The following is a 20,690-nucleotide window of genomic DNA, read 5'->3' on the forward strand; positions in this document are numbered from 1 at the left end:
TGAGCCATGTTCGATGATATACTGAAGTCTCAGTGCAAGCTGGTATGCTTGGGTGTCGGTGTTGCGGCGGGGATCATCGCGATCTACGCCGCGCTGGCGAAAGTCGGGATATTCGCGGCGCTTCTGCTGGGGCTTGCGATGGGCGTGTTCATGGCGCTGGTTCTGCTGCAGATCTTCTGCACTGGCGAAAACGCGGACCTGGGGCAGTTGGAGGAGATGCCCGAGGGAAGCGCCGCGACGGCAGCATCGGCGGGGGGCAGGCCCTCCGGCCCGCCGAAGCCGAATGCGCCCAAGGACCGCGGCACGCCCGCGCCGAATGCGCCCGTGCCCAACCCGCCCAAGCCGAACCCGCCGGTGGCCACCGAGCCCGAGCCGGTATTGCCGAACAAGGCCGATCCGTTGAACGCGCGCACGGGTTCGGGCACAGGCGCGGCCGCAGCAAGCACCAGTGCCGCGGCGGCGGGCACCGACAAGGTCGCCATGCGGGCCGAGACGCATTCGGGCGGCAACGATGCGGCCACGGCGCAGGATCCGACCTTTACCTCGGCCACTACGGACGCCGAGGCCGGTGCCGGGGTGGACGCGGCCCCGAAGGCCGTGTCCAAGCCCAAGGCGAAGACCGGGAGCAAGGCCAAGACGACGGCCGCCAAACCCAAGGCCAAACCGGCGGAGACCGGCGAAGAGGACGTGGGCACCAAGCCCGAGATGCTGAGCGGCCCGCGCGGCGGCAAGGCCGACAACCTGAAGGAAATCAAGGGCGTCGGGCCGAAGCTGGAAGGCGTCTTGCACGACATGGGGGTGTACCATTTCGACCAGATCGCCGGCTGGACGAACAAGGAGGTGGCCTGGGTCGATGCGAACCTGATCGGTTTCAAGGGCCGGGTAAGCCGCGACAACTGGATCGACCAGGCGAAAACCCTGGCGGCGGGCGGCGAGACCGACTTCTCGACGCGCGTGGACAAGGGTGATGTTTACTGAATGAGCGAGGCGCATGAGCAAACGCGACCAAGTGCCGAAGAAGGGCCGACGCGCCGGGCTGGTGATTGCCGGGACGGGCGTGTTCTGGGTGCTGGTCACCCTGATCGGCGAGAAGGAGGGGTTCAGCACCGAGCTGCGCCTCGTCTTCGACCTTGTGGCGCTGGCGGGGTTCCTGTTCGCCTTCTGGCTCATCTATCAAATCTGGCGCGACAGCCGGGGAAACTAGGGGTTATCTGATGCTGGACGATCAGGATCGTATCTTTACCAATCTCTACGGGATGCACGACCGCAGCCTGAAGGGCGCGCAGGCGCGCGGCCACTGGGACGGCACCAGGACCATCCTGGAGAACGGGCGCGAGTGGATCATCGAGCAGATGAAGGCCAGCGGTCTGCGCGGCCGGGGCGGCGCGGGCTTTCCGACTGGTCTGAAGTGGTCGTTCATGCCCAAGGAAAGCGACGGGCGGCCCGCCTACCTGGTGGTCAATGCCGACGAATCCGAGCCCGGCACCTGCAAGGACCGCGAGATCATGCGGCACGATCCGCATACGCTGATCGAGGGGTGCCTGATCGCCAGCTACGCGATGCAGGCGCACGCGTGCTATATCTATATCCGCGGTGAATATATCCGCGAGCGCGAGGCGTTGCAGGCGGCCATCGATGAGGCCTATGACGCCGGGCTGATCGGCAGGAACGCCTGCAAGTCGGGATACGATTTCGACCTCTACCTCGCGCATGGCGCGGGGGCGTATATCTGCGGCGAGGAAACCGCGCTGCTGGAAAGCCTTGAAGGCAAGAAGGGAATGCCCCGGATGAAGCCGCCGTTTCCCGCTGGCGCGGGGCTTTATGGCTGCCCCACCACGGTGAACAACGTGGAGAGCATCGCGGTGGTGCCGACGATCCTGCGGCGGGGCGCGGACTGGTTCGCCGGGTTCGGGCGGCCCAACAATGCGGGCACCAAGATTTTCGCCGTGTCGGGCCATGTGAACAACCCGTGCGTGGTCGAGGATGCGATGTCGATCAGCTTTGAAGAGTTGATCGAGAAACATTGCGGCGGCATTCGCGGCGGCTGGGACAACCTGAAGGCGGTCATTCCCGGCGGCTCGTCCGTGCCGTGCGTGCGCGGCGAGAACATGAAGGACGCGATCATGGATTTCGACGCGCTGCGTGAGGTCGGATCGAGCCTTGGGACCGCCGCGGTGATCGTGATGGACCAGAGCACCGACATCATCAAGGCGATCTGGCGGCTGTCGAAATTCTACAAGCACGAAAGCTGTGGGCAATGCACGCCCTGCCGTGAGGGCACGGGCTGGATGATGCGGGTGATGGACCGTCTGGTGCGCGGCGAGGCGGAGGTCGAGGAGATCGACATGCTGTTCGACGTCACCAAGCAGGTCGAGGGGCACACGATCTGTGCGTTGGGCGATGCGGCGGCCTGGCCCATTCAGGGGCTCATTCGCAACTTCCGCGACGAGATCGAGGACCGCATCAAGGCGCAGAAGACGGGCCGCGTGTCTGCGGTGGCGGCGGAGTAAAAGATAGGAAGTATGGGAAGTATCCTCGGCATAGCATTTTGGTTGGTAACAGCCGCGGCGTTCATCACGCACATCGTCGTGACGATACAAGCAAAGGCATGGGTGCTTTTGTGTATCGGTGTTCTGCTGGCTCCCGTGGGCACAATCCATGGCTTCATGGTTTGGTTGGGTGTTCCATGGATGTAAGCTACCAATTAGCCCAACTGAATGTCGGCCGCCTTGTGGCGCCGACGGACGACCCGCGCGTGGCGGAGTTCATGGGGGCGCTGGACCGTGTGAACGGCATGGGCAAGCGGATGCCGGGGTTCGTGTGGATGATGGAAGGCTCGGGCGAGCCGGGCACGGGCAACACCGAGAACAGCATCGGCGACGATCCGCAGTTCGTGGCCAACCTGACCGTGTGGGAAGATGTGGAAAGTCTGGAGAATTTCGTCTGGAACACCGTGCACCGGCAGTTCTATGAACGCCGGGCCGAGTGGTTCGAGGTGATGGGCGAGATGCATTTCGTCATGTGGTGGGTGCCGCAGGGGCATACCCCCACGCTGGACGAGGGGATTGCGCGGCTGGAGCATCTGCGGGCGCAGGGCGACAGCGACCATGCCTTTGGCTGGCGCCATCTGCGCGAGGCTACGCTGTGGCAGAGTCGTGGATGTACGCCGGTGGCGGCGGAATGAAGAATGGAAGGCCGGAGAGCGTGACCAGAATGACGACGATAAGAGGCGGGGCGCGGGCCCTTGTGCTGGTGCTGATGGCCGGTGCGATGGTGGCGGGCTGTGCCCGGACCACCGAACGGGTCACGTTCAACGGGGTGTTCTACAAGCAGAAGTCCAAGGCGGCCTCGCGCGACAACCGCGAGCGGTTCGTCGTGACGGTGCCGCGCGTCAACCGCGGGTATGACGGGGCGTTGGCGGCGGGCGCCTACGAGGGCAAGCGGTACTGCGTGCAGAATTTCGGCACCTCGGAGGTCGAGTGGTACATCAGCCCGCTGGCGCCGCGCGGCACGGTTCAGCCCAACGGCAACAAGCTGACCTTCACGGGGAAATGCGTTCTGTGGTAAAATCATCTTTCATATCAAGGACATGGGCCGGCTGTTATTGCATAACAGCGGGACGCGCGGCCATCTGCGCAGCAGATGGCGCGCCGGATGGTCCGGGCGCCCTTCGTGAAAGGAAGACGGATATGAAACGTGTATCGAGCAAGATCCTTGGCCTGGCCCTGGGCGCGGCCCTGACGGCGGCGGCGGTGCCGGCGCAGGCCGGTTTGAAGGATGAGGCGGCGATCAACCAGGGGCTGCTGAACCTTGCGGCTGCCGACAAGATCCGCCGCGAGTGCGGCAGCATCGGCGGGCGGCTGTTCCGGGCGCAGTCCTACGCCAGCGCGCTGAAGAAGGCGGCGGCGGAGCGCGGTTACAGCGAGGCCGAGATCGACGCCTACATCAACAACGACGCCAACAAGGCGGCCATGCGCGAGCGGCGCAACGCGTATTTCAAATCGAAAGGGGCCAGCAACCTTGACCCCGCAAGCCTGTGTGTTCTGGGCCAAGCCGAAATGGCGAGTGGCAGCCAGATCGGGCGGCTTCTGAGAGCAAAGTGAGAGATAATGTCTGACCTTCGCAAAATCATCATCGACGATCAGGAAGTGGAAGTGGACGGGGCGATGACCCTGATCCAGGCCTGCGAGCAGGTGGGGATCGAGATTCCGCGGTTCTGCTACCACGAGCGGCTGTCGATCGCGGGCAACTGCCGGATGTGTCTTGTGGAGGTGGTCGGCGGGCCGCCGAAACCGGCGGCCAGCTGCGCCATGCAGGTGCGCGACCTGCGGCCCGGCCCCGAGGGGCAGCCGCCGGTCGTGCGCACCAACAGCCCGATGGTCAAGAAAGCCCGGGAAGGCGTGATGGAGTTCCTGCTGATCAACCACCCGCTGGACTGCCCGATCTGCGACCAGGGTGGCGAGTGCGATTTGCAGGACCAGGCCATGGCGTATGGCGTGGACTTCAGCCGCTATCGCGAGCCCAAGCGCGCGACCGAGGACCTGAACCTGGGCCCGCTGGTGGAAACCCACATGACGCGCTGCATTTCCTGCACCCGCTGCGTGCGTTTCACTACCGAGGTGGCGGGGATCAACCAGATGGGCCAGACCGGCCGGGGCGAGGATGCCGAGATCACCGCCTATCTGGGCGAGACGCTGGACAGCAACATGCAGGGCAACATCATCGACCTGTGCCCGGTGGGGGCGCTGGTGTCGAAACCTTACGCCTTTACCGCCCGTCCTTGGGAGCTGACCAAGACCGAAACCATCGACGTGATGGATGCGCTGGGGTCCAACATCCGGGTGGATACCAAGGGGCGCGAAGTGATGCGCATCCTGCCGCGCAATAATGACGGCGTTAACGAGGAATGGATTTCCGACAAGACGCGGTTCGTCTGGGACGGGCTGCGCCGGCAACGGCTGGACAGGCCCTATATCCGCGAGAACGGCAAGCTGCGCCCGGCCACCTGGCCCGAGGCGTTGGGCAAGGCCGCCGCGGCCATGAAGGGCAAGACGGTCGCCGGTCTGGTGGGTGATCTGGTTCCGATGGAGGCGGCGTTCGCGTTGCGCCAGCTGGTCGAGGGCCAGGGCGGGCGCGTGGAATGCCGCACCGACGGCGCGCACCTGGTGGCGGGCAACCGCTCCGCCTATGTGGGCACGGCGCGGATCGAAGAGATCGACACGGCGAAGAAGATCGTGCTGATCGGCACCGACCCGGGCGTTGAGGCGCCGGTGCTGAATGCGCGCATCCGCAAGGCGTGGCTGCGCGGGGCCGAGGTGGTCCATGCGGGGCAACCCACCGAGCTGACCTATGAAGCGACCGAGATGGGCGCGCGCAACCGCGTGCTGCCGCAACTGCTGTCCGACGCCAAGGAGACCGAAGGTGCGATCGTCATCATCGGGCAGGGGGCGCTTATCGGTGATGGCGGGCCCGCCGCGCTGAGCACGGCGATGCAGCTGACCGAGAAGATGGGCGGCAAGATGCTGGTTCTGCATACCGCCGCGTCGCGCGTGGGCGCGATGGATGCGGGCTGCGTGACCGAAGGCGGGATCACGGCGGCGCTGGACGGCGCGGAGGTGGTCTACAACCTGGGCGCCGACGAGATCGAGATCGCGGAAGGGCCGCTGGTGATCTACCAGGGCAGCCATGGCGACCGGGGCGCGCATCGCGCCGACATCATCCTGCCCGCCGCGGCCTATCCCGAGGAACAGGGCGTGTTCGTCAACACCGAAGGGCGTCCGCAACTGGCGCTGCGCGCCGGGCATCCGCCGGGCGAGGCCAAGGAGAACTGGGCGATCCTGCGGGCGCTGTCGGGCGAGATGGGCGCGGTGCTGCCCTATGACAGCCTGGCGCAGCTGCGCCGCGCGCTGATCGAGGAGGTGCCGCATATCGCGCAAATCGACGCGGTGCCGGAAAACGACTGGACCATGGTCGAAAAGGTCGAGCCGACTTCGGGCTCCATCGGGGCGGCGCTGGGGGATCACTACCTGACCAACCCGATTGCACGGGCCAGTGCGCTGATGGCGGAACTGAGCGCCAACGCCAAGGACCGCCGCGAAGCGCCGGTGGCCGCGGAATGACGCAAGCCGCGCTTGGCATATGGGCGCTGTCGGTCATGGCCTGTGCGGGCCTGGCCGCCTGCGCCGCGACGGGCGCGGACCCGGAGGCGGAGTTCGACCCCGAGTACCGGGGAATCGAGACGCGCCTGCTGGACGGCGACCTGGTGAATTTCCGCGTGGAAATGGCCGGGGCGCGGGGCGCAGAGGACGTCAGCCGGTACGCGGAATGCGCGGCGGCGCAGTATACGCTGATCCGGGGATACGGATTTGCGCGCCATGTGCGGACGAATGTGGACGAAGAGGGTGGTATCTGGACCGCAGATGCGGTTTACACCATCTCGCCGACGCTGCCCGGTGGCATCATAAGGATCGACGCGGAAGTCGTGGCCGCCGACTGTGCGGAGAACGGGATACCGACGGTATGAGGGACGAATGGCTGAATTTCTGACAACCCCGCTTGGGATCTTTGCCCTGATCGCGGCGCAGTGCCTTGCGGTGGTGGGCTTCGTGATGATTTCGCTGCTGTTCCTGGTTTATGGCGACCGCAAGATCTGGGCCGCGGTGCAGATGCGTCGGGGTCCCAACGTGGTGGGTGTCTATGGCCTGCTGCAGACGGTGGCCGACGCGCTGAAATACGTGCTCAAGGAAGTGGTGGTGCCGGCGGGCGCGGACCGGGCCGTGTTCATGATGGCGCCGATGGCAAGCTTTGTCCTGGCAGTGTTGGCCTGGGCGGTGATTCCGCTGAATGACGGCTGGGTTCTGTCGGATATCAACGTCGCGGTGTTGTTCGTCTTTGCCGTCTCGTCGCTGGAGGTTTACGGCGTGATCATGGGCGGCTGGGCGTCGAACTCGAAATACCCGTTCCTGGGCTCGCTGCGGTCGGCCGCGCAGATGATCTCCTACGAGGTCAGCATCGGTCTGATCATCATCGGGGTGATCATCTCGACCGGGTCGCTGAACTTCGGCTCGATCGTGGCGGCGCAGGACACCAACTATGGCTTCTTCGGCTGGTATTGGCTGCCGCATCTGCCGATGGTGTTTTTGTTCTTCATCTCGTGCCTGGCGGAGACCAACCGCCCGCCCTTCGACCTGCCGGAAGCGGAGTCGGAGCTGGTGGCGGGATACCAGGTGGAATATTCCTCGACGCCCTTCCTGCTGTTCATGGCCGGCGAATACATCGCGATCTTCCTGATGTGCGCGCTGACCTCCCTGCTATTCTTTGGCGGGTGGCTGTCGCCCATTCCGGGGATTCCGGACGGGGTGCTGTGGATGGTCGCGAAGATGGCGTTCTTCTTCTTCCTCTTCGCCATGGTGAAGGCGATCACGCCGCGCTACCGCTATGACCAGCTGATGCGGCTGGGGTGGAAGGTGTTCCTGCCGCTGTCGCTCGCCTGGGTCGTGATCGTGTCCTTCCTGGCGAAATTCGAAGTCTTCGGGTCGTTCTGGGCCCGCTACGCAATGGGAGGCTGACGACCATGACGCAGATCGATTACGGACGCGCGGCGGGGTATTTCCTGCTGAAGGACGTCTTCAACGGCTTCAAGCTGGGGTTCAAATACTTTTTCGCCCCCAAGGCGACGCTGAACTATCCACACGAAAAAGGCCCGTTGAGCCCGCGGTTCCGGGGCGAGCACGCGCTGCGGCGCTATCCCAACGGCGAAGAGCGGTGCATTGCCTGCAAGCTGTGCGAGGCCATTTGCCCGGCGCAGGCGATCACCATCGACGCCGAGCCGCGCGACGACGGCAGCCGCCGCACGACGCGGTACGACATCGACATGACCAAGTGCATCTATTGCGGCTTCTGCCAGGAGGCCTGCCCGGTGGATGCCATCGTCGAGGGGCCGAATTTCGAGTTCGCCACCGAGACACGCGAAGAGCTGTTCTATGACAAGCAGAAACTGCTGGAGAACGGCGAGCGGTGGGAAGCCGAGATCGCCCGCAACCTGGAAATGGACGCGCCCTACAGATGAGCAATCCGACGAACCCGTTCGAGGCGATGATGCAGCAGGCCCAGGAGATGGTGAAAACCATGAATCCGGCGCTCGAGTCATTCTCGCCCAAGGGGTTCGAGGCGATGTGGCCCACCATGCCGAAGGAATTCATGGAGATGATGTTCGGCCGGGGCATCAGCAAGGACGGGCTGGACGCCAAGACGCGCCTGCTGATCACGCTTGCGGGGTTGACCATGCTGGGCGCGCAAAGCGATACGCAGATCAGGATGACCGTGCGCCACTTGCTGGAGGCGGGCGCCACGAAAGACGAGATTGCCGAGACCATCGCGATGATGGCGATGTTCGCCGGCATCCCGTCCATGAACCGGGCGATGGAGTTCGCCCGCGAGGTCATGGACGAGGCCAAGGACGAGGACCAGGATACATGACCATCGCCGCGTTTTCATTCTATCTTTTTGCGGTCTCGCTGCTGGCCGGGGGGCTGTTTACCGTGGTCAGCCGGAACCCGGTGCACTCGGTGCTGTGGCTGATCCTGTCGTTTCTGTCGGCGGCGGGCCTTTTCGTTCTGCTGGGCGCGGAGTTCGTGGCGATGCTGCTGATCATCGTCTACGTGGGCGCGGTCGCAGTGCTGTTTTTGTTCGTGGTGATGATGCTGGACGTGGATTTCGCCGAGCTGAAGGCGGAGATGGCGAAATACATGCCGCTGGCGCTCTTGATCGGGATCATTTTGCTGATGCAGTTCGGCATCGCGTTCGGCAACTGGCAGATGGCGAGCGGGGCCGAGGGCGCGCGCGCGGCGGTGACGCCCCTGGAGGTCGAGAACACCAAGGCGCTGGGGATGCTGCTGTATGACAAGTATTTCCTGCTGTTCCAGCTGGCGGGCCTGATCCTGCTGGTGGCAATGATGGGGGCGATCGTGCTGACGCTGCGCCACCGCTCGAACGTCAAACGACAGGACGTGCTGGCGCAGATGTACCGCGACCCGGCCAAGGCGATGGAACTGCGGGATGTGAAGCCGGGGCAGGGGCTTTGAGGCTTCTACCCGCGCCCCGGACCTGATCCGGGGCCTCCCGGACCAATGGGCTCGGGCAAATGACAATGAGGTCCCGGGTCAGGCCCGGGACGGGATGAAAAGACAAACGAACGGGCGCGGCCCGGAGGGACGACATGATTGGACTGGAGCATTACCTGACGGTGGCGGCGGCGCTGTTCGTCATCGGGATATTCGGGCTTTTCCTGAACAGGAAGAACGTGATCATCCTGTTGATGTCGATCGAGCTGATGCTCTTGTCGGTCAACGTGAACCTCGTGGCGTTTTCCTCGCATCTTGGTCACAGCGACATGGTGGGGCAGGTCTTTACCCTGTTCGTGCTGACCGTGGCCGCCGCCGAGGCCGCCATTGGCCTCGCCATTCTTGTCTGCTTCTTCCGCAACCGCGGCACCATTGCCGTGGAAGACGTCAACGTGATGAAGGGCTGAGGGCATGGAACAGATCATCCTTTTCGGCCCGCTTCTGGGTGCCATCATCGCGGGTTTCGGCTGGCGTATCATCGGGGACGCGGGCGCGCAGTGGGTGACCACTGGGCTGCTGTTCCTGTCGGCGCTGCTGAGCTGGATCGTGTTCTTCAGCTTTGACGGGACGACGCAGTACATCCACATCCTCGACTGGATCCAGTCGGGCGATCTGGACGTGGCGTGGTCGATTCGGCTGGACCGGCTGACGGCGATCATGCTGATCGTCATCACCTCGGTCTCGGCTTTGGTGCACCTTTATTCCATGGGCTACATGGCCCATGACGAGAATTTCCGCGACGACGAGAGCTATCGCCCGCGTTTCTTTGCCTATCTGAGCCTGTTTACCTTCGCCATGCTGATGCTGGTGACGGCGGACAACCTGGCGCAGATGTTCTTTGGCTGGGAGGGCGTGGGCCTGGCATCCTACCTGTTGATCGGATTCTATTTCCGCAAGCCGAGCGCCAACGCGGCGGCGATCAAGGCCTTCGTGGTGAACCGCGTGGGCGATTTCGGCTTTGCGCTGGGGATCTTCGCGCTGTTCTTCCTGACCGGCTCGATCAATTTCGATGACGTGTTCGCTGCGGCGCCCGAGCTGGCGAATACGCAGTTGACCTTCCTGTGGACCGACTGGAACGCGGCGAACCTGATCGCATTCCTGCTGTTCGTGGGCGCGATGGGGAAATCGGCGCAGCTGTTCCTGCACACCTGGCTGCCGGACGCGATGGAAGGCCCGACGCCGGTGTCGGCGCTGATCCACGCGGCGACGATGGTGACGGCGGGCGTGTTCCTGGTCTGCCGGATGTCGCCGCTGATGGAATTCGCGCCGGGGGCGCTGGCGTTCGTGACGGTGATCGGCGGCATGACGGCGTTCTTTGCCGCGACCGTGGGCCTGGTGCAGAACGACATCAAGCGCGTGATCGCCTATTCGACCTGTTCGCAGCTGGGCTACATGTTCGTGGCCGCCGGCGTGGGCGCCTATTCGGTTGCGATGTTCCACCTCTTCACGCACGCCTTCTTCAAGGCGATGCTGTTTCTTGGCGCGGGCTCGGTCATCCACGGGATGCATCACGAGCAGGACATGCGGAACTATGGCGGGCTGCGCAAGAAGTTCCCCTATACGTTCTGGGCCATGCTGATCGGTACGCTGGCAATTACCGGCGTGGGCATTCCGCTGACCGGGTGGATCGGCTTTGCCGGGTTCGCGTCCAAGGACGCGGTGATCGAGAGCGCCTATGCGGGCACGGCAGGGGGCTTTGCCTTCTGGGCGCTGGTCATCGCGGCGCTGTTCACCAGTTTCTACAGCTGGCGTCTGATGTTCCTGACCTTCTGGGGCGAGCCGCGCGGCGACAAGCACACGCATGAGCATGCCCATGAAAGCCCCAATGTCATGCTGATCCCGCTGGGCGTTCTGGCCATCGGTGCGGTCTTTGCCGGGGCGATCTGGTATGGCAGCTTCTTCGGCAAGACCAACGAGGTGGTCAAGTTCTTCGGCGGCGAATACGGCGAGCCGAGCGCGGAACTGGTCGAGGCGGTGGCGGAGCGCAGCCCGAAAGCCTCGGAACTGCATTACGTGATGGAGAGCGAGCCGGGCGAGGCCGCGATCTATATCGCCCCCGAGAACACCGTGCTGCACGAAGCGCATTACGTGCCGACCTGGGTCAAGCTTTCGCCGTTCATCGCGATGGTGATCGGGTTTGCCACGGCGTTCTGGTTCTACATCCTGAACCCGTCGATCCCCGGACGGCTGGCCGAGAACCAGCGCCCGCTGTACCTGTTCCTGCTGAACAAGTGGTATTTCGACGAGATCTACGACTTTGTCTTCGTGCGGCCCTCCAAGCGGCTGGGCGGTTTTCTGTGGAAGAAGGGCGACGGCAACGTCATCGACGGCACGATCAACGGGGTCGCCATGGGGATCGTCCCGTTCTTTACCCGCCTCGCCGGTAAGGCACAGTCGGGATACATCTTTACCTATGCATTCGCCATGGTCATCGGGATCGCGGTGCTTGTGACGTGGATGAGCCTGAGCGGGGGAGCGAACTAATGGAAAACCTGCTGTCCATCACCACCTTCATCCCCGCCATCGCGGCCTTTATCCTGGCGGTGTTCCTGCGCGGCGAGGACGAAATGGCGCAGCGCAACGCCAAGTGGGTGGCGCTGATCGCGACCGGGCTGACCTTTCTGGTGTCGCTGTTCATCCTCTTTGATTTCGACCCGAACAACACCGGCTTTCAGTTCGTGGAAGAGCGCGAGTGGCTCTTGGGGCTGCAATACAAGATGGGCGTGGACGGGATCAGCGTGCTGTTCGTGATGCTGACGACGTTCATGATGCCGATCACCATCGCCGCGTCGTGGAACGTGACGCACCGGGTGAAGGAATACATGATCGCCTTCCTTCTGCTGGAAACGCTGATGCTGGGCGTGTTCATGGCGCTGGACCTTGTCCTGTTCTACCTGTTCTTCGAGGCGGGGCTGATCCCGATGTTCCTGATCATCGGGATCTGGGGCGGCAAAGAGCGCATCTACGCGTCGTTCAAGTTCTTCCTCTACACCTTCCTCGGCTCGGTCCTGATGCTGGTGGCGATGGTCGCCATGTTCGCCGAGGCGGGCACGACGGACATTCCGACGCTGATGACCCACGCCTTCGGGTCCGAGGATTTCTATGTCCTGGGTGTGCAGATCGTGGGGGGCATGCAGACGCTGCTGTTCATCGCGTTCTTCGCCAGTTTCGCGGTGAAGATGCCGATGTGGCCGGTGCATACCTGGCTGCCGGATGCGCACGTGCAGGCGCCGACGGCGGGGTCGGTGGTGCTGGCCGCGATCCTGCTGAAGATGGGTGGCTATGGCTTTCTGCGGTTCAGCCTGCCGATGTTCCCGGTAGGGTCCGAAGTGCTGACGCCACTGGTGCTATGGATGTCGGCCATCGCCATCGTCTATACCTCGCTGGTGGCGCTGGCGCAGGAGGACATGAAGAAGCTGATCGCCTACTCCTCCGTGGCGCACATGGGTTACGTCACCATGGGGATTTTCGCGGCGAACCAGCAGGGGATCGACGGCGCGATCTTCCAGATGCTGAGCCACGGCTTCATCTCGGGCGCGCTGTTCCTGTGCGTGGGCGTGATCTATGACCGGATGCACACGCGCGAGATCGACGCCTATGGAGGCCTCGTGAACCGGATGCCGGCCTATGCGCTGATCTTCATGCTGTTCACCATGGCCAATGTGGGCCTGCCGGGCACGAGCGGTTTCATCGGGGAATTCCTGACGCTGGTGGGGATCTTCAAGGTCAACACCTGGGTGGCGCTGGTGGCCACGTCGGGCGTGATCCTCTCGGCGGCCTATGCGCTGTGGCTCTATCGCAGGGTGGTGCTGGGCGACCTGATCAAGGAAAGCCTGAAGTCGATCAAGGACATGACCCGCCGCGAGAAGGCGATCTTTGCCCCGCTGGTGGTCATGACCCTGCTGCTGGGCGTCTATCCCAGCCTTGTGACCGACATCATCGGCCCCTCGGTCGAGGCGCTGATTTCCAACTATGAAACGGCCCTGGTCGACGCGGAAAGCGCGACCAAGCTGGCCGCTGCGACGGAGTAGTCCCATGCAGGCAGATCTGAGTGTAATCCTGCCGGAGATCCTGATCTCGGTTTACGCGATGGCCGCGCTTCTGGTCGTGGCCTATACCGGCAAGGACCGGTTTGCGCCGCTTCTGGTGTGGATCACGGCGGCGGTCTTTGTCGTGATGGCGGCCTGGATCGGGTTCTCGGGCGACGGTGCGCGCACGGCGTTCGGCGGCATGTTCAACGATGACGGGTTCGCGCGGTTCGCCAAGGTGACGGTGCTGCTGTCGGCGGCGGCGGTCCTGCTGATGGGGCAGGAGTACATGGCGCAGCGCGACATGCTGCGCTTCGAGTATCCGCTGCTGGTGGCGCTGGCCGCGGTGGGCATGATGATGATGGTGAGCGCCGGCGATCTGATGGCGCTGTACATGGGACTGGAATTGCAGTCTCTGGCGCTGTACGTCGTCGCCTCGTTGCGGCGCGACAGCGCGAAATCGACGGAAGCGGGCCTGAAATACTTCGTGCTGGGCGCGCTGAGCTCGGGCATCCTGCTGTATGGTGCATCGCTGGTTTATGGCTATTCGGGCACGACGCTGTTTGCCGGGGTCATCGCGTCGGCCGAGGGGCAGGCGCCGATCGGGTTGCTGATCGGGCTGGTGTTCGTGTTGTCGGGGCTGGCGTTCAAGGTGTCGGCCGTGCCGTTCCACATGTGGACGCCTGACGTCTACGAGGGTGCGCCAACGCCGATCACGGCCTTCTTTGCCACCGCGCCCAAGATGGCGGCCATGGCGTTGCTGGCGCGCGTGGTGCATGACGCGTTCGGCGGGGTCGTGGGGGACTGGCAGCAGGTGGTTGCGGTACTGTCGCTGTTGTCGATGTTCCTGGGCGGCGTTGCGGCCATTGGCCAGACCGACATCAAGCGGCTGATGGCCTATTCGTCGATCGCGCATATGGGATATGCGCTGATGGGGCTGGCCGCGGGCACGGCGTTTGGCGTGCAGGCGATGCTGGTCTATATGGCGATTTACGTAACGATGAACGTGGGCACCTTCGCCTTTATCCTGTCGATGGAGCGCGACGGGCGGCCGGTGACGGATATTTCCAGCCTAAACCTTTATTCCCGCGCCCATCCGGGCCGGGCGCTGGCGATGCTGATCCTGATGTTCAGCCTTGCGGGCGTGCCGCCGCTGCTGGGATTCATCGGCAAGCTTTACGTGCTGCGGGCGGCCTATGACGGCGGGCTGGTCTGGCTGGCCGTGGCGGGGGTGATCGCGTCGGTGATCGGCGCGTTCTATTACCTGCGCATCGTCTATTACATGTATTTCGGCGAAGAGGGCGAGCCGCTGGAGGCGGGCAAGTCGCCTGTCCTCTGGGGCTTCCTGATGGTGTCGGCCGCGATCATGGTCGTGGGCATCGTCAACATGTTCGGCGTCGAAGGCATGGCGCAGGCGGCGGCGGCGACGCTTGTCAACTGAGGCGGGCCGCAATCCCGGAACTGGTGACGCGCCGCTGGCGCGTCGCTTTGTTTTTCGAGCGCCGTCGGCGGGAGCCTTTCGGGACCAATGAAAGAGCCTTGGCCAGAAGGATACGGGCGGCGGGTGCTGGACGAGGTGGACAGCACCAATGCCGAGGCGGCGCGGATCGCGGCCAGCCTGCAAGGGCCCGAATGGATATTGGCGCGGCACCAGACGGCGGCGCGCGGTCGGCGCGGGCGGGCCTGGGCCAACCCGGCGGGCAACTTCGCGGCGACGCTGGTGATGCGGCCCACGGAGAGCCCGGACCAGGTGGCGCTGCGGTCCTTCGTGGCGTCGCTGGCGCTGTACGATGCGTTCGTGGCCGCGACAGGCCGGCCCGAGGGGTTTGCACTGAAATGGCCGAATGACGTGCTGTTGAACGGTGGCAAGCTGGCCGGGATCCTGCTGGAAAGCGCGGGCGCCGGCAGCAGCCTCAGCCATTTCGCCATCGGCATCGGGGTGAACCTGCGCGTGGCACCGGATGCCGCTGCGGTGGAGCCGGGCGCAATGCGGCCGGTGTCGCTCTTGTCCGAAGCGGGGGTGGAAGTTGGCCCCGAGGAGTTCCTCGATCTGCTGGCGCCGGCCTATGCGAGGGCCGAGGCGCAGTTCGTGACCTACGGCTTTGCGCCCATTCGCGCGGCGTGGATGGAGCGGGCCGCACGGCTGGGTGAGGTGATCACGGCGCGGACGGGGCGCGAGACCTTTACTGGCACGTTCGAGACGGTGGACGCGGGCGGCAATCTTGTTCTAACAGATGCCAGGTCGCGCCATGTGATCCCGGCGGCAGACGTGTTTTTCTAAGGCGAAGAGAGGGGCGGTGCCATGCTTCTGGCGATCGACTGCGGCAACACCAACACGGTTTTCGCGATCTGGGACGGGTCGGAGTTTCTGTGCACCCTGCGCACCTCGACCCACCATGCGCGGACGGCGGATGCCTATTTCACGTGGTTCTCGACGCTGGTGAAGCATTACGAGATCGACCTGGACATCACCGATGTCATCATCTCGTCCACGGTGCCGCGGGTGGTGTTCAACCTGCGCGTATTTGCCGACCGTTTCTTTGGCTGCCGGCCCATCGTGGTGGGCAAGCCGGAATGCGCCCTGCCGCGGCAGCCGCGGGTGGACGAGGGCACGCAGGTCGGGCCGGACCGGCTGGTGAATGCGGCCGGGGCCTATGACCTGTACGGCGGCAACCTGATCGTGGTCGATTTCGGCACCGCGACCACGTTCGACGTGGTGGCCGGGGACGGGGCCTATGTGGGGGGCGTGATTTCCCCGGGCGTCAACCTGAGCCTCGAGGCCTTGCACATGGCGGCGGCGGCCTTACCTCATATCGACGTGACGAAGCCTCAGAAGGTGATCGGCACCAACACTGTGGACTGCATGCAGTCGGGCGTGTTCTGGGGTTATGTCGGGCTGGTCAACGGGGTGTGCGACCGCATCCGGGCCGAGTACGAGACGCCGATGAAGATTATCGGCACGGGCGGCCTTGCGCCGCTTTTCGCGCAGGGCGACCTGCTGTTCGACGAAATTCGGGAAGATCTGACGATGCATGGGCTGACCGTGATCCATGCCCATAACAAGAAAGGCTGATCGGGGATGAGCAGTGAAAGATTGACGTACCTTGCCCTTGGCGGGGCGGGGGAGATTGGCATGAACGCCTATGTCTATGGCTATGGCGCGCCGGGCAAGGAGAGGTATATCCTTGTGGATCTGGGTGTGACGTTTCCGGACATGGACGGCACGCCGGGGGTGGACCTGATTTTCCCCGACATCGCGTGGCTGGAAGAACGGCGCGACCAGTTGGAGGCGGTGTTCATCACCCATGCGCACGAGGATCACGTAGGTGCCGTGGCGCATTACTATGATCAACTGGGCGCGCCGATCTATGCGCGGGCGTTCACCGCCAATATCGCGCGGCGCAAGATGGACGAGCATGGCCACCCCGAGAAGGCGGTGCGGACCGTTTCGCCCTGGCCCGAGACGACCGAGGCGGGGCCGTTTACCGTGGGGTTCGCGCCGATCTCGCATTCGATCCCCGAAAGCTCGGGCCTGGTGATCGACACGCCGGCGGGGCGGATCGTGCATTCGGGCGACTTCAAGATCGACCTGGATCCGGTGGTGGGCGAGGCCTTCGACGAGGCGATGTGGGCCGAGATTGCCAAGCCCGGCGTGAAGGCTCTGGTCTGCGATTCCACCAATGTATTCAACGCCCATGAGGGCCGCAGCGAAAGCAGCGTCGGCCCCGAGATCGAGAAGCTGGTCGCGGGCGCCAAGGGCATGGTCGTGGCGACGACCTTTGCCAGCAACGTGGCCCGGGTGAAGACGTTGGCCGAGGCGGGCCAGCGGGCCGGACGGTCGATCTGCCTTCTGGGCCGGGCGATGCGGCGGATGATCGAGGCGTCGGTCGAGACCGGCGTGCTGACGGATTTTCCGCGCACCATCAGCCCCGAGGAAGTGCGAGAGATCCCGCGCGAGAACGTGATGCTGATCGTCACAGGCAGCCAGGGCGAGCGGCGGGCGGCCAGTGCGCAGCTGGCGCAGGGCAAGTATAACGGGATCGAACTGAAGCCCGGGGATACGTTCCTGTTCTCGTCCAAGACCATTCCCGGCAACGAGCGCGGCGTCATCCGCATCATCAACCAGTTCAGCGAGCAGGGCGTGGACGTGGTGGACGACAGCAGTGGACTCTACCACGTATCGGGGCACGCGAACCGGCCCGATTTGATGCGTCTGCACCGGATCATCCAGCCGCAATTCGTGATCCCGATGCATGGCGAGCACCGGCATCTGCGCGAGCATGTGAAGCTGGCGGGCGAGAGCAAGCTGCACGGGGTTCTAGCCCCGAACGGCACGATGGTCGACCTGAGCGGCAACCGCGCTGAAGTGGCGGAATATGTCGAGACCGGGCGGACCTATCTGGACGGATCGGTGAAGATCGGGGCGCTGGACGGGATCGTCCGGGACCGGATGCGGATGGCGCTGAATGGCCACGTGACGATCAACGTCATCCTCGACGAGAGCGACGAGCCGCTGGGCGAGCCCTGGTGCGAGATCATGGGGCTGGCCGAGACGGGCACCAGCCGCGCGCCGCTGGTGGACGTTCTGGAAGAGGACCTGAGCCAGTTCATGGGGCGCGCCAAGCCCAAGACGTTGAGCGACGATGACGCGCTGGAGGACGGGTTGCGCAAGGTTGCGCGGCAAAGTGCCTTGGGCGAGATCGGCAAGAAGCCCGAGGTGACGGTGATTATCAGCCGGCTGTCGTAAGGCGCGGGGCGCGTGGGCTTTTGCCCACCCTACGCAGACGCGAACAACGGGCGGGGCCGGGTGGGTTGGAAACCCACCCTACGGGGTGTCGCGCGGTAGATCGTTCGGCGTTGTGTCTCAGGACACCATTCGCTCGTCGAAACTCTTGGCGATGAAGCTGGGCAGGTGGTCGCCCATGCCGACGGTTTTGGACTTGTCGTCGCCCTGCTTCTTGCCGGAGCCGCCGCGTCCGCGCGAGGATTTCCTGCCCTCGTCCTGCGGTTTGTCCTCCGACTTTGCATCGGATTTCGCATCGGACTGTGCCTCGTTCTGAGGCTCGGTCCCGGTGTCATCGGCTTTTTGCGGTGCCGTGTCCTGTGCCTCGGGCGTGTCGTCGGACTTGCGGCGGCTGCGCGAGCGGCGCGGCTTTTTCGGCGCATCCTCCGAGGGGGTGTCGTCCGAGGCGGCCTGGGGCGCATCGTAGCCTGCTGGCGCGTCGAGCTTGGGGATCTCTTTCTGGATCAGGTTCTCGACAGCAGCGAGCGCTTTTTCGTCGCGCGGGTTACAGAGCGTGATCGCCTTGCCCGCGCGCCCGGCGCGGCCGGTGCGGCCGATACGGTGAACGTAATCCTCGGGGTGGCCGGGGACGTCGTAGTTGAACACGTGGCTGACCGAGGGCACGTCGAGGCCGCGGGCGGCCACGTCGGACGCGACGAGAATGCGCAGCGAGCCCGCGCGGAAGCCGTCGAGCGTGCGCGTGCGCTGGCTCTGGTCGAGGTCGCCGTGGATGGGGGCGGCGTCATAGCCATATTTCTTGAGCGACTTGGCGACGATATCCACGTCCGTCTTGCGGTTGCAGAAGATGATCGCGTTGGTCAGTTTCTCGCCCTCGGCGTCGATCAGCGCGCGCAGCAACTTGCGTTTCTCGCTGTCGGCACGGTCGCGGCGGGAGGGTTTGAACATTGCCACGCCCTGTTCGATGGTCTCCGACGCCGTGGCCTGGCGGGCCACCTCGATGCGTTCGGGGCTGGACAGGAACGTGTTGGTGATGCGCTCGATCTCGGGCGCCATGGTGGCGGAGAAGAAGAGCGTCTGGCGGGTGAAGGGGGTGAGGCCGAAGATGCGCTCGATATCGGGGATAAAACCCATGTCGAGCATGCGGTCGGCCTCGTCCACGACCATCACCTTGACGTCCGACAGGATCAGCTTGCCACGCTCGAAATGGTCGAGCAGGCGACCGGGCGTGGCGATCAGGACGTCGACGCCCTTGTCGATGATCTGTTCCTGTTCCTTGAAGCTGACGCCGCCGATCAGCAGCGCCTTGGTCAGCTTGAGATACTTGGAATAGGTGTCGAAATTCTCGGCCACCTGGGCGGCGAGTTCGCGGGTGGGGCAAAGCACCAGGCTGCGCGGCATCCGGGCGCGGGCGCGGCCACGGGCCAGCAGTGACAGCATCGGCAGGGTGAACCCCGCCGTCTTGCCGGTGCCGGTCTGGGCGATGCCCAGTACGTCGCGGCCTTCGAGGGCGGGGGGTATTGCGCCCGCCTGGATGGGGGTGGGGGTCTCGTAGCCGGCTTCTTCGACGGCTTTCAGAACCTTGGGGTTGAGGTTCAGGTCAGAAAATTTTGTCATGTATGTCCACAGGTTTGCGGACACGATTCTGGCCCGCCATCTCGAATTGGCCCGCGAATTTCGGGCCTTGGTCCACTTCCCCTATCCCAAGGGCGGGCGTGGGTCAATGTGTGACGCCGCGTGTGAGACAAAGTGCGCAATCGGGGTGAATTGTGTACGTCGCGGCAGCAATCACGGGCTATCAGGCGAAATTCGGGAAGTGGCGGGCGCGGGTTGCGTCGAGGTCCAGGGTGACCGGGTGCAGGTGGCCGAGCGCGTGAAGCCTGGCGCGCAGGTCCGGCGTGGCGACGCAGACCTCTTCGTAGAAGGCGCGCAGGGCATCTTCGCCACCTTCGTCCTCGAGCAGGGAAAACAGCTGATGCATGGTGAGGGCGGTCTCGGAGTGCCTGGCGTTGGCATTGAGGTCGGACCGGTAGGAGCCGTGGTTCAGGCGGTAGCGGAACCGGGCCTGCCAGTCGTCCCAGCTGGGGGCGTGCAGGTGCACGAGCTGGCAGTCGAAGAGGTCGAACGGGCTGGAATCGCGGGTCTTGCCGACAAAGGCGCTGTGGATGCGGATGGTCACGTCGGGCTGGCCGGTGCGCACGAAGACCTTGCCGGCGACATGGCTAAGGAAGCCGCCATTGAGGTGCTCGCCGTAGCGCGGGTAAATGGTGGCGGTCTCTTCGCGGCGTATGCTCAACATCGGATCGAAGCCCTTGCACCATATCTGGCCGGTAGGCGGCGGGTCGGTGGGATCGGGCTGCATCGCCTCGATCGGGCGGACACGGGCGGAGAGGACTCCGTGCGGGATTGCGGCCAATTGATCAGTCAGGGGCGCCAGCGGTTGCAGGAATTCGTCCACGTCGGTGTGAAAGAGCCAGTCGACCTGCGGGTCGCGGTTGTAGCAATGGGTGGCGTTCAGGACCTGCCGATACTGGTGGCCGTTGGGGCGCCCCTTGGCGCGGCGGCGGCGTTTCCAGTAATTCTCGTCGGTCAAGATGACGCGGCACTTGGGGTGCCGCTTTAGCGCGGAGCGGGCCTCGGGCGTGTCCTCATCCAGGTAGACGAACACCCGGTGGGCGCCCAGCTCGAGGTAGTGGGCGGCGAAATTCAGGATATCCTGGGCGGGCGCCTTGATGGTGGCGACCACGCCCCATGTGGGGTCACTGCTCATGGCCGGAGCATGTGACAGGGGCGGTGCGC

General features: G+C 64.4%; 21 protein-coding genes. 19 read left to right on the forward strand and 2 right to left on the reverse strand.

Going from position 1 to position 20,690, the window contains the following annotated elements; all coding sequences use genetic code 11:
* The first annotated feature begins 6 nt into the window (after nt 1-6).
* The 19 genes from RBB31_RS08295 to RBB31_RS08385 all read left to right on the forward strand — a co-directional run bounded on the left by RBB31_RS08295 (nt 7) and on the right by RBB31_RS08385 (nt 17,897).
* Complete coding sequence (locus RBB31_RS08295; RefSeq protein WP_306128815.1) at nt 7-978, forward strand: hypothetical protein; 972 nt, start codon at nt 7-9, stop codon at nt 976-978.
* Between the two features lie 13 nt (nt 979-991).
* A complete protein-coding gene (locus RBB31_RS08300; RefSeq protein ID WP_306128816.1) occupies nt 992-1,204 on the forward strand; it encodes a DUF5337 domain-containing protein in 213 nt (70 codons plus the stop codon).
* 10 nt (nt 1,205-1,214) lie between these two features.
* Nucleotides 1,215-2,510 carry an NADH-quinone oxidoreductase subunit NuoF gene (gene nuoF, locus RBB31_RS08305; RefSeq protein ID WP_306128817.1) on the forward strand — a complete coding sequence of 432 codons (1,296 nt, stop codon included), beginning with the start codon at nt 1,215-1,217 and terminating at the stop codon, nt 2,508-2,510.
* A 176-nt stretch (nt 2,511-2,686) separates the two neighbouring features.
* Nucleotides 2,687-3,184 (forward strand): DUF3291 domain-containing protein, encoded by a 498-nt coding sequence (locus tag RBB31_RS08310; protein WP_306128818.1) that lies wholly within the window; start codon nt 2,687-2,689, stop codon nt 3,182-3,184.
* 29 nt (nt 3,185-3,213) lie between these two features.
* The gene (locus RBB31_RS08315) at nt 3,214-3,567 is read left to right on the forward strand and encodes a hypothetical protein (RefSeq protein ID WP_306128819.1); all 354 of its coding nucleotides are present in this window, start codon (nt 3,214-3,216) and stop codon (nt 3,565-3,567) included.
* A 122-nt stretch (nt 3,568-3,689) separates the two neighbouring features.
* Nucleotides 3,690-4,103 carry a DUF5333 domain-containing protein gene (locus RBB31_RS08320; protein ID WP_306128820.1) on the forward strand — a complete coding sequence of 138 codons (414 nt, stop codon included), beginning with the start codon at nt 3,690-3,692 and terminating at the stop codon, nt 4,101-4,103.
* Nucleotides 4,104-4,109: 6 nt separating this feature from the next.
* Entirely contained in the window at nt 4,110-6,119 is a 2,010-nt protein-coding gene (nuoG, locus tag RBB31_RS08325; RefSeq protein WP_306128821.1) for an NADH-quinone oxidoreductase subunit NuoG, read from the forward strand.
* Nucleotides 6,116-6,523 (forward strand): hypothetical protein, encoded by a 408-nt coding sequence (locus RBB31_RS08330; RefSeq protein WP_371931312.1) that lies wholly within the window; start codon nt 6,116-6,118, stop codon nt 6,521-6,523. Before nuoG ends, RBB31_RS08330 begins: the two co-directional genes overlap by 4 nt.
* A gap of 7 nt (nt 6,524-6,530) precedes the next feature.
* Nucleotides 6,531-7,568: an NADH-quinone oxidoreductase subunit NuoH gene (nuoH, locus tag RBB31_RS08335; protein ID WP_306128822.1), complete on the forward strand. Its 1,038-nt coding sequence runs from the start codon at nt 6,531-6,533 to the stop codon at nt 7,566-7,568.
* Between the two features lie 5 nt (nt 7,569-7,573).
* The gene (gene nuoI, locus RBB31_RS08340) at nt 7,574-8,068 is read left to right on the forward strand and encodes an NADH-quinone oxidoreductase subunit NuoI (RefSeq protein WP_103761514.1); all 495 of its coding nucleotides are present in this window, start codon (nt 7,574-7,576) and stop codon (nt 8,066-8,068) included.
* Entirely contained in the window at nt 8,065-8,478 is a 414-nt protein-coding gene (locus RBB31_RS08345) for a carboxymuconolactone decarboxylase family protein (protein WP_306128823.1), read from the forward strand. Before nuoI ends, RBB31_RS08345 begins: the two co-directional genes overlap by 4 nt.
* Complete coding sequence (locus RBB31_RS08350) at nt 8,475-9,083, forward strand: NADH-quinone oxidoreductase subunit J (RefSeq protein ID WP_306128824.1); 609 nt, start codon at nt 8,475-8,477, stop codon at nt 9,081-9,083. Before RBB31_RS08345 ends, RBB31_RS08350 begins: the two co-directional genes overlap by 4 nt.
* 134 nt (nt 9,084-9,217) lie before the next feature.
* A complete protein-coding gene (gene nuoK, locus RBB31_RS08355; RefSeq protein WP_306128825.1) occupies nt 9,218-9,529 on the forward strand; it encodes an NADH-quinone oxidoreductase subunit NuoK in 312 nt (103 codons plus the stop codon).
* Between the two features lie 4 nt (nt 9,530-9,533).
* Entirely contained in the window at nt 9,534-11,606 is a 2,073-nt protein-coding gene (nuoL, locus tag RBB31_RS08360) for an NADH-quinone oxidoreductase subunit L (RefSeq protein WP_306128826.1), read from the forward strand.
* A complete protein-coding gene (locus tag RBB31_RS08365; protein WP_306128827.1) occupies nt 11,606-13,153 on the forward strand; it encodes an NADH-quinone oxidoreductase subunit M in 1,548 nt (515 codons plus the stop codon). The genes nuoL and RBB31_RS08365 overlap by 1 nt, the downstream gene beginning before the upstream one ends.
* Before the next feature lie 4 nt (nt 13,154-13,157).
* Nucleotides 13,158-14,591 (forward strand): NADH-quinone oxidoreductase subunit NuoN, encoded by a 1,434-nt coding sequence (gene nuoN / locus RBB31_RS08370; RefSeq protein WP_306128828.1) that lies wholly within the window; start codon nt 13,158-13,160, stop codon nt 14,589-14,591.
* Between the two features lie 87 nt (nt 14,592-14,678).
* Complete coding sequence (locus RBB31_RS08375; RefSeq protein WP_306128829.1) at nt 14,679-15,431, forward strand: biotin--[acetyl-CoA-carboxylase] ligase; 753 nt, start codon at nt 14,679-14,681, stop codon at nt 15,429-15,431.
* Between the two features lie 21 nt (nt 15,432-15,452).
* The gene (locus tag RBB31_RS08380; protein ID WP_306128830.1) at nt 15,453-16,223 is read left to right on the forward strand and encodes a type III pantothenate kinase; all 771 of its coding nucleotides are present in this window, start codon (nt 15,453-15,455) and stop codon (nt 16,221-16,223) included.
* Nucleotides 16,224-16,229: 6 nt separating this feature from the next.
* On the forward strand, nt 16,230-17,897 hold the full coding sequence (locus RBB31_RS08385; protein WP_306128831.1) for a ribonuclease J: 1,668 nt from the start codon (nt 16,230-16,232) through the stop codon (nt 17,895-17,897).
* Nucleotides 17,898-18,014: 117 nt separating this feature from the next.
* Here RBB31_RS08385 and RBB31_RS08390 read toward each other — a convergent pair whose 3' ends face one another.
* Together RBB31_RS08390 and RBB31_RS08395 are read right to left on the reverse strand one after the other, a co-directional pair.
* The gene (locus tag RBB31_RS08390) at nt 18,015-19,508 is read right to left on the reverse strand and encodes a DEAD/DEAH box helicase (RefSeq protein WP_306128832.1); all 1,494 of its coding nucleotides are present in this window, start codon (nt 19,506-19,508) and stop codon (nt 18,015-18,017) included.
* 181 nt (nt 19,509-19,689) lie between these two features.
* Nucleotides 19,690-20,661 carry a glycosyltransferase family 2 protein gene (locus tag RBB31_RS08395; protein WP_306128833.1) on the reverse strand — a complete coding sequence of 324 codons (972 nt, stop codon included), beginning with the start codon at nt 20,659-20,661 and terminating at the stop codon, nt 19,690-19,692.
* Nucleotides 20,662-20,690: the final 29 nt, after the last annotated feature.

Origin of the sequence: Roseovarius sp. MMSF_3350 (assembly GCF_030733425.1) — a bacterium.
In the GTDB taxonomy this organism is placed as follows: domain Bacteria; phylum Pseudomonadota; class Alphaproteobacteria; order Rhodobacterales; family Rhodobacteraceae; genus Roseovarius.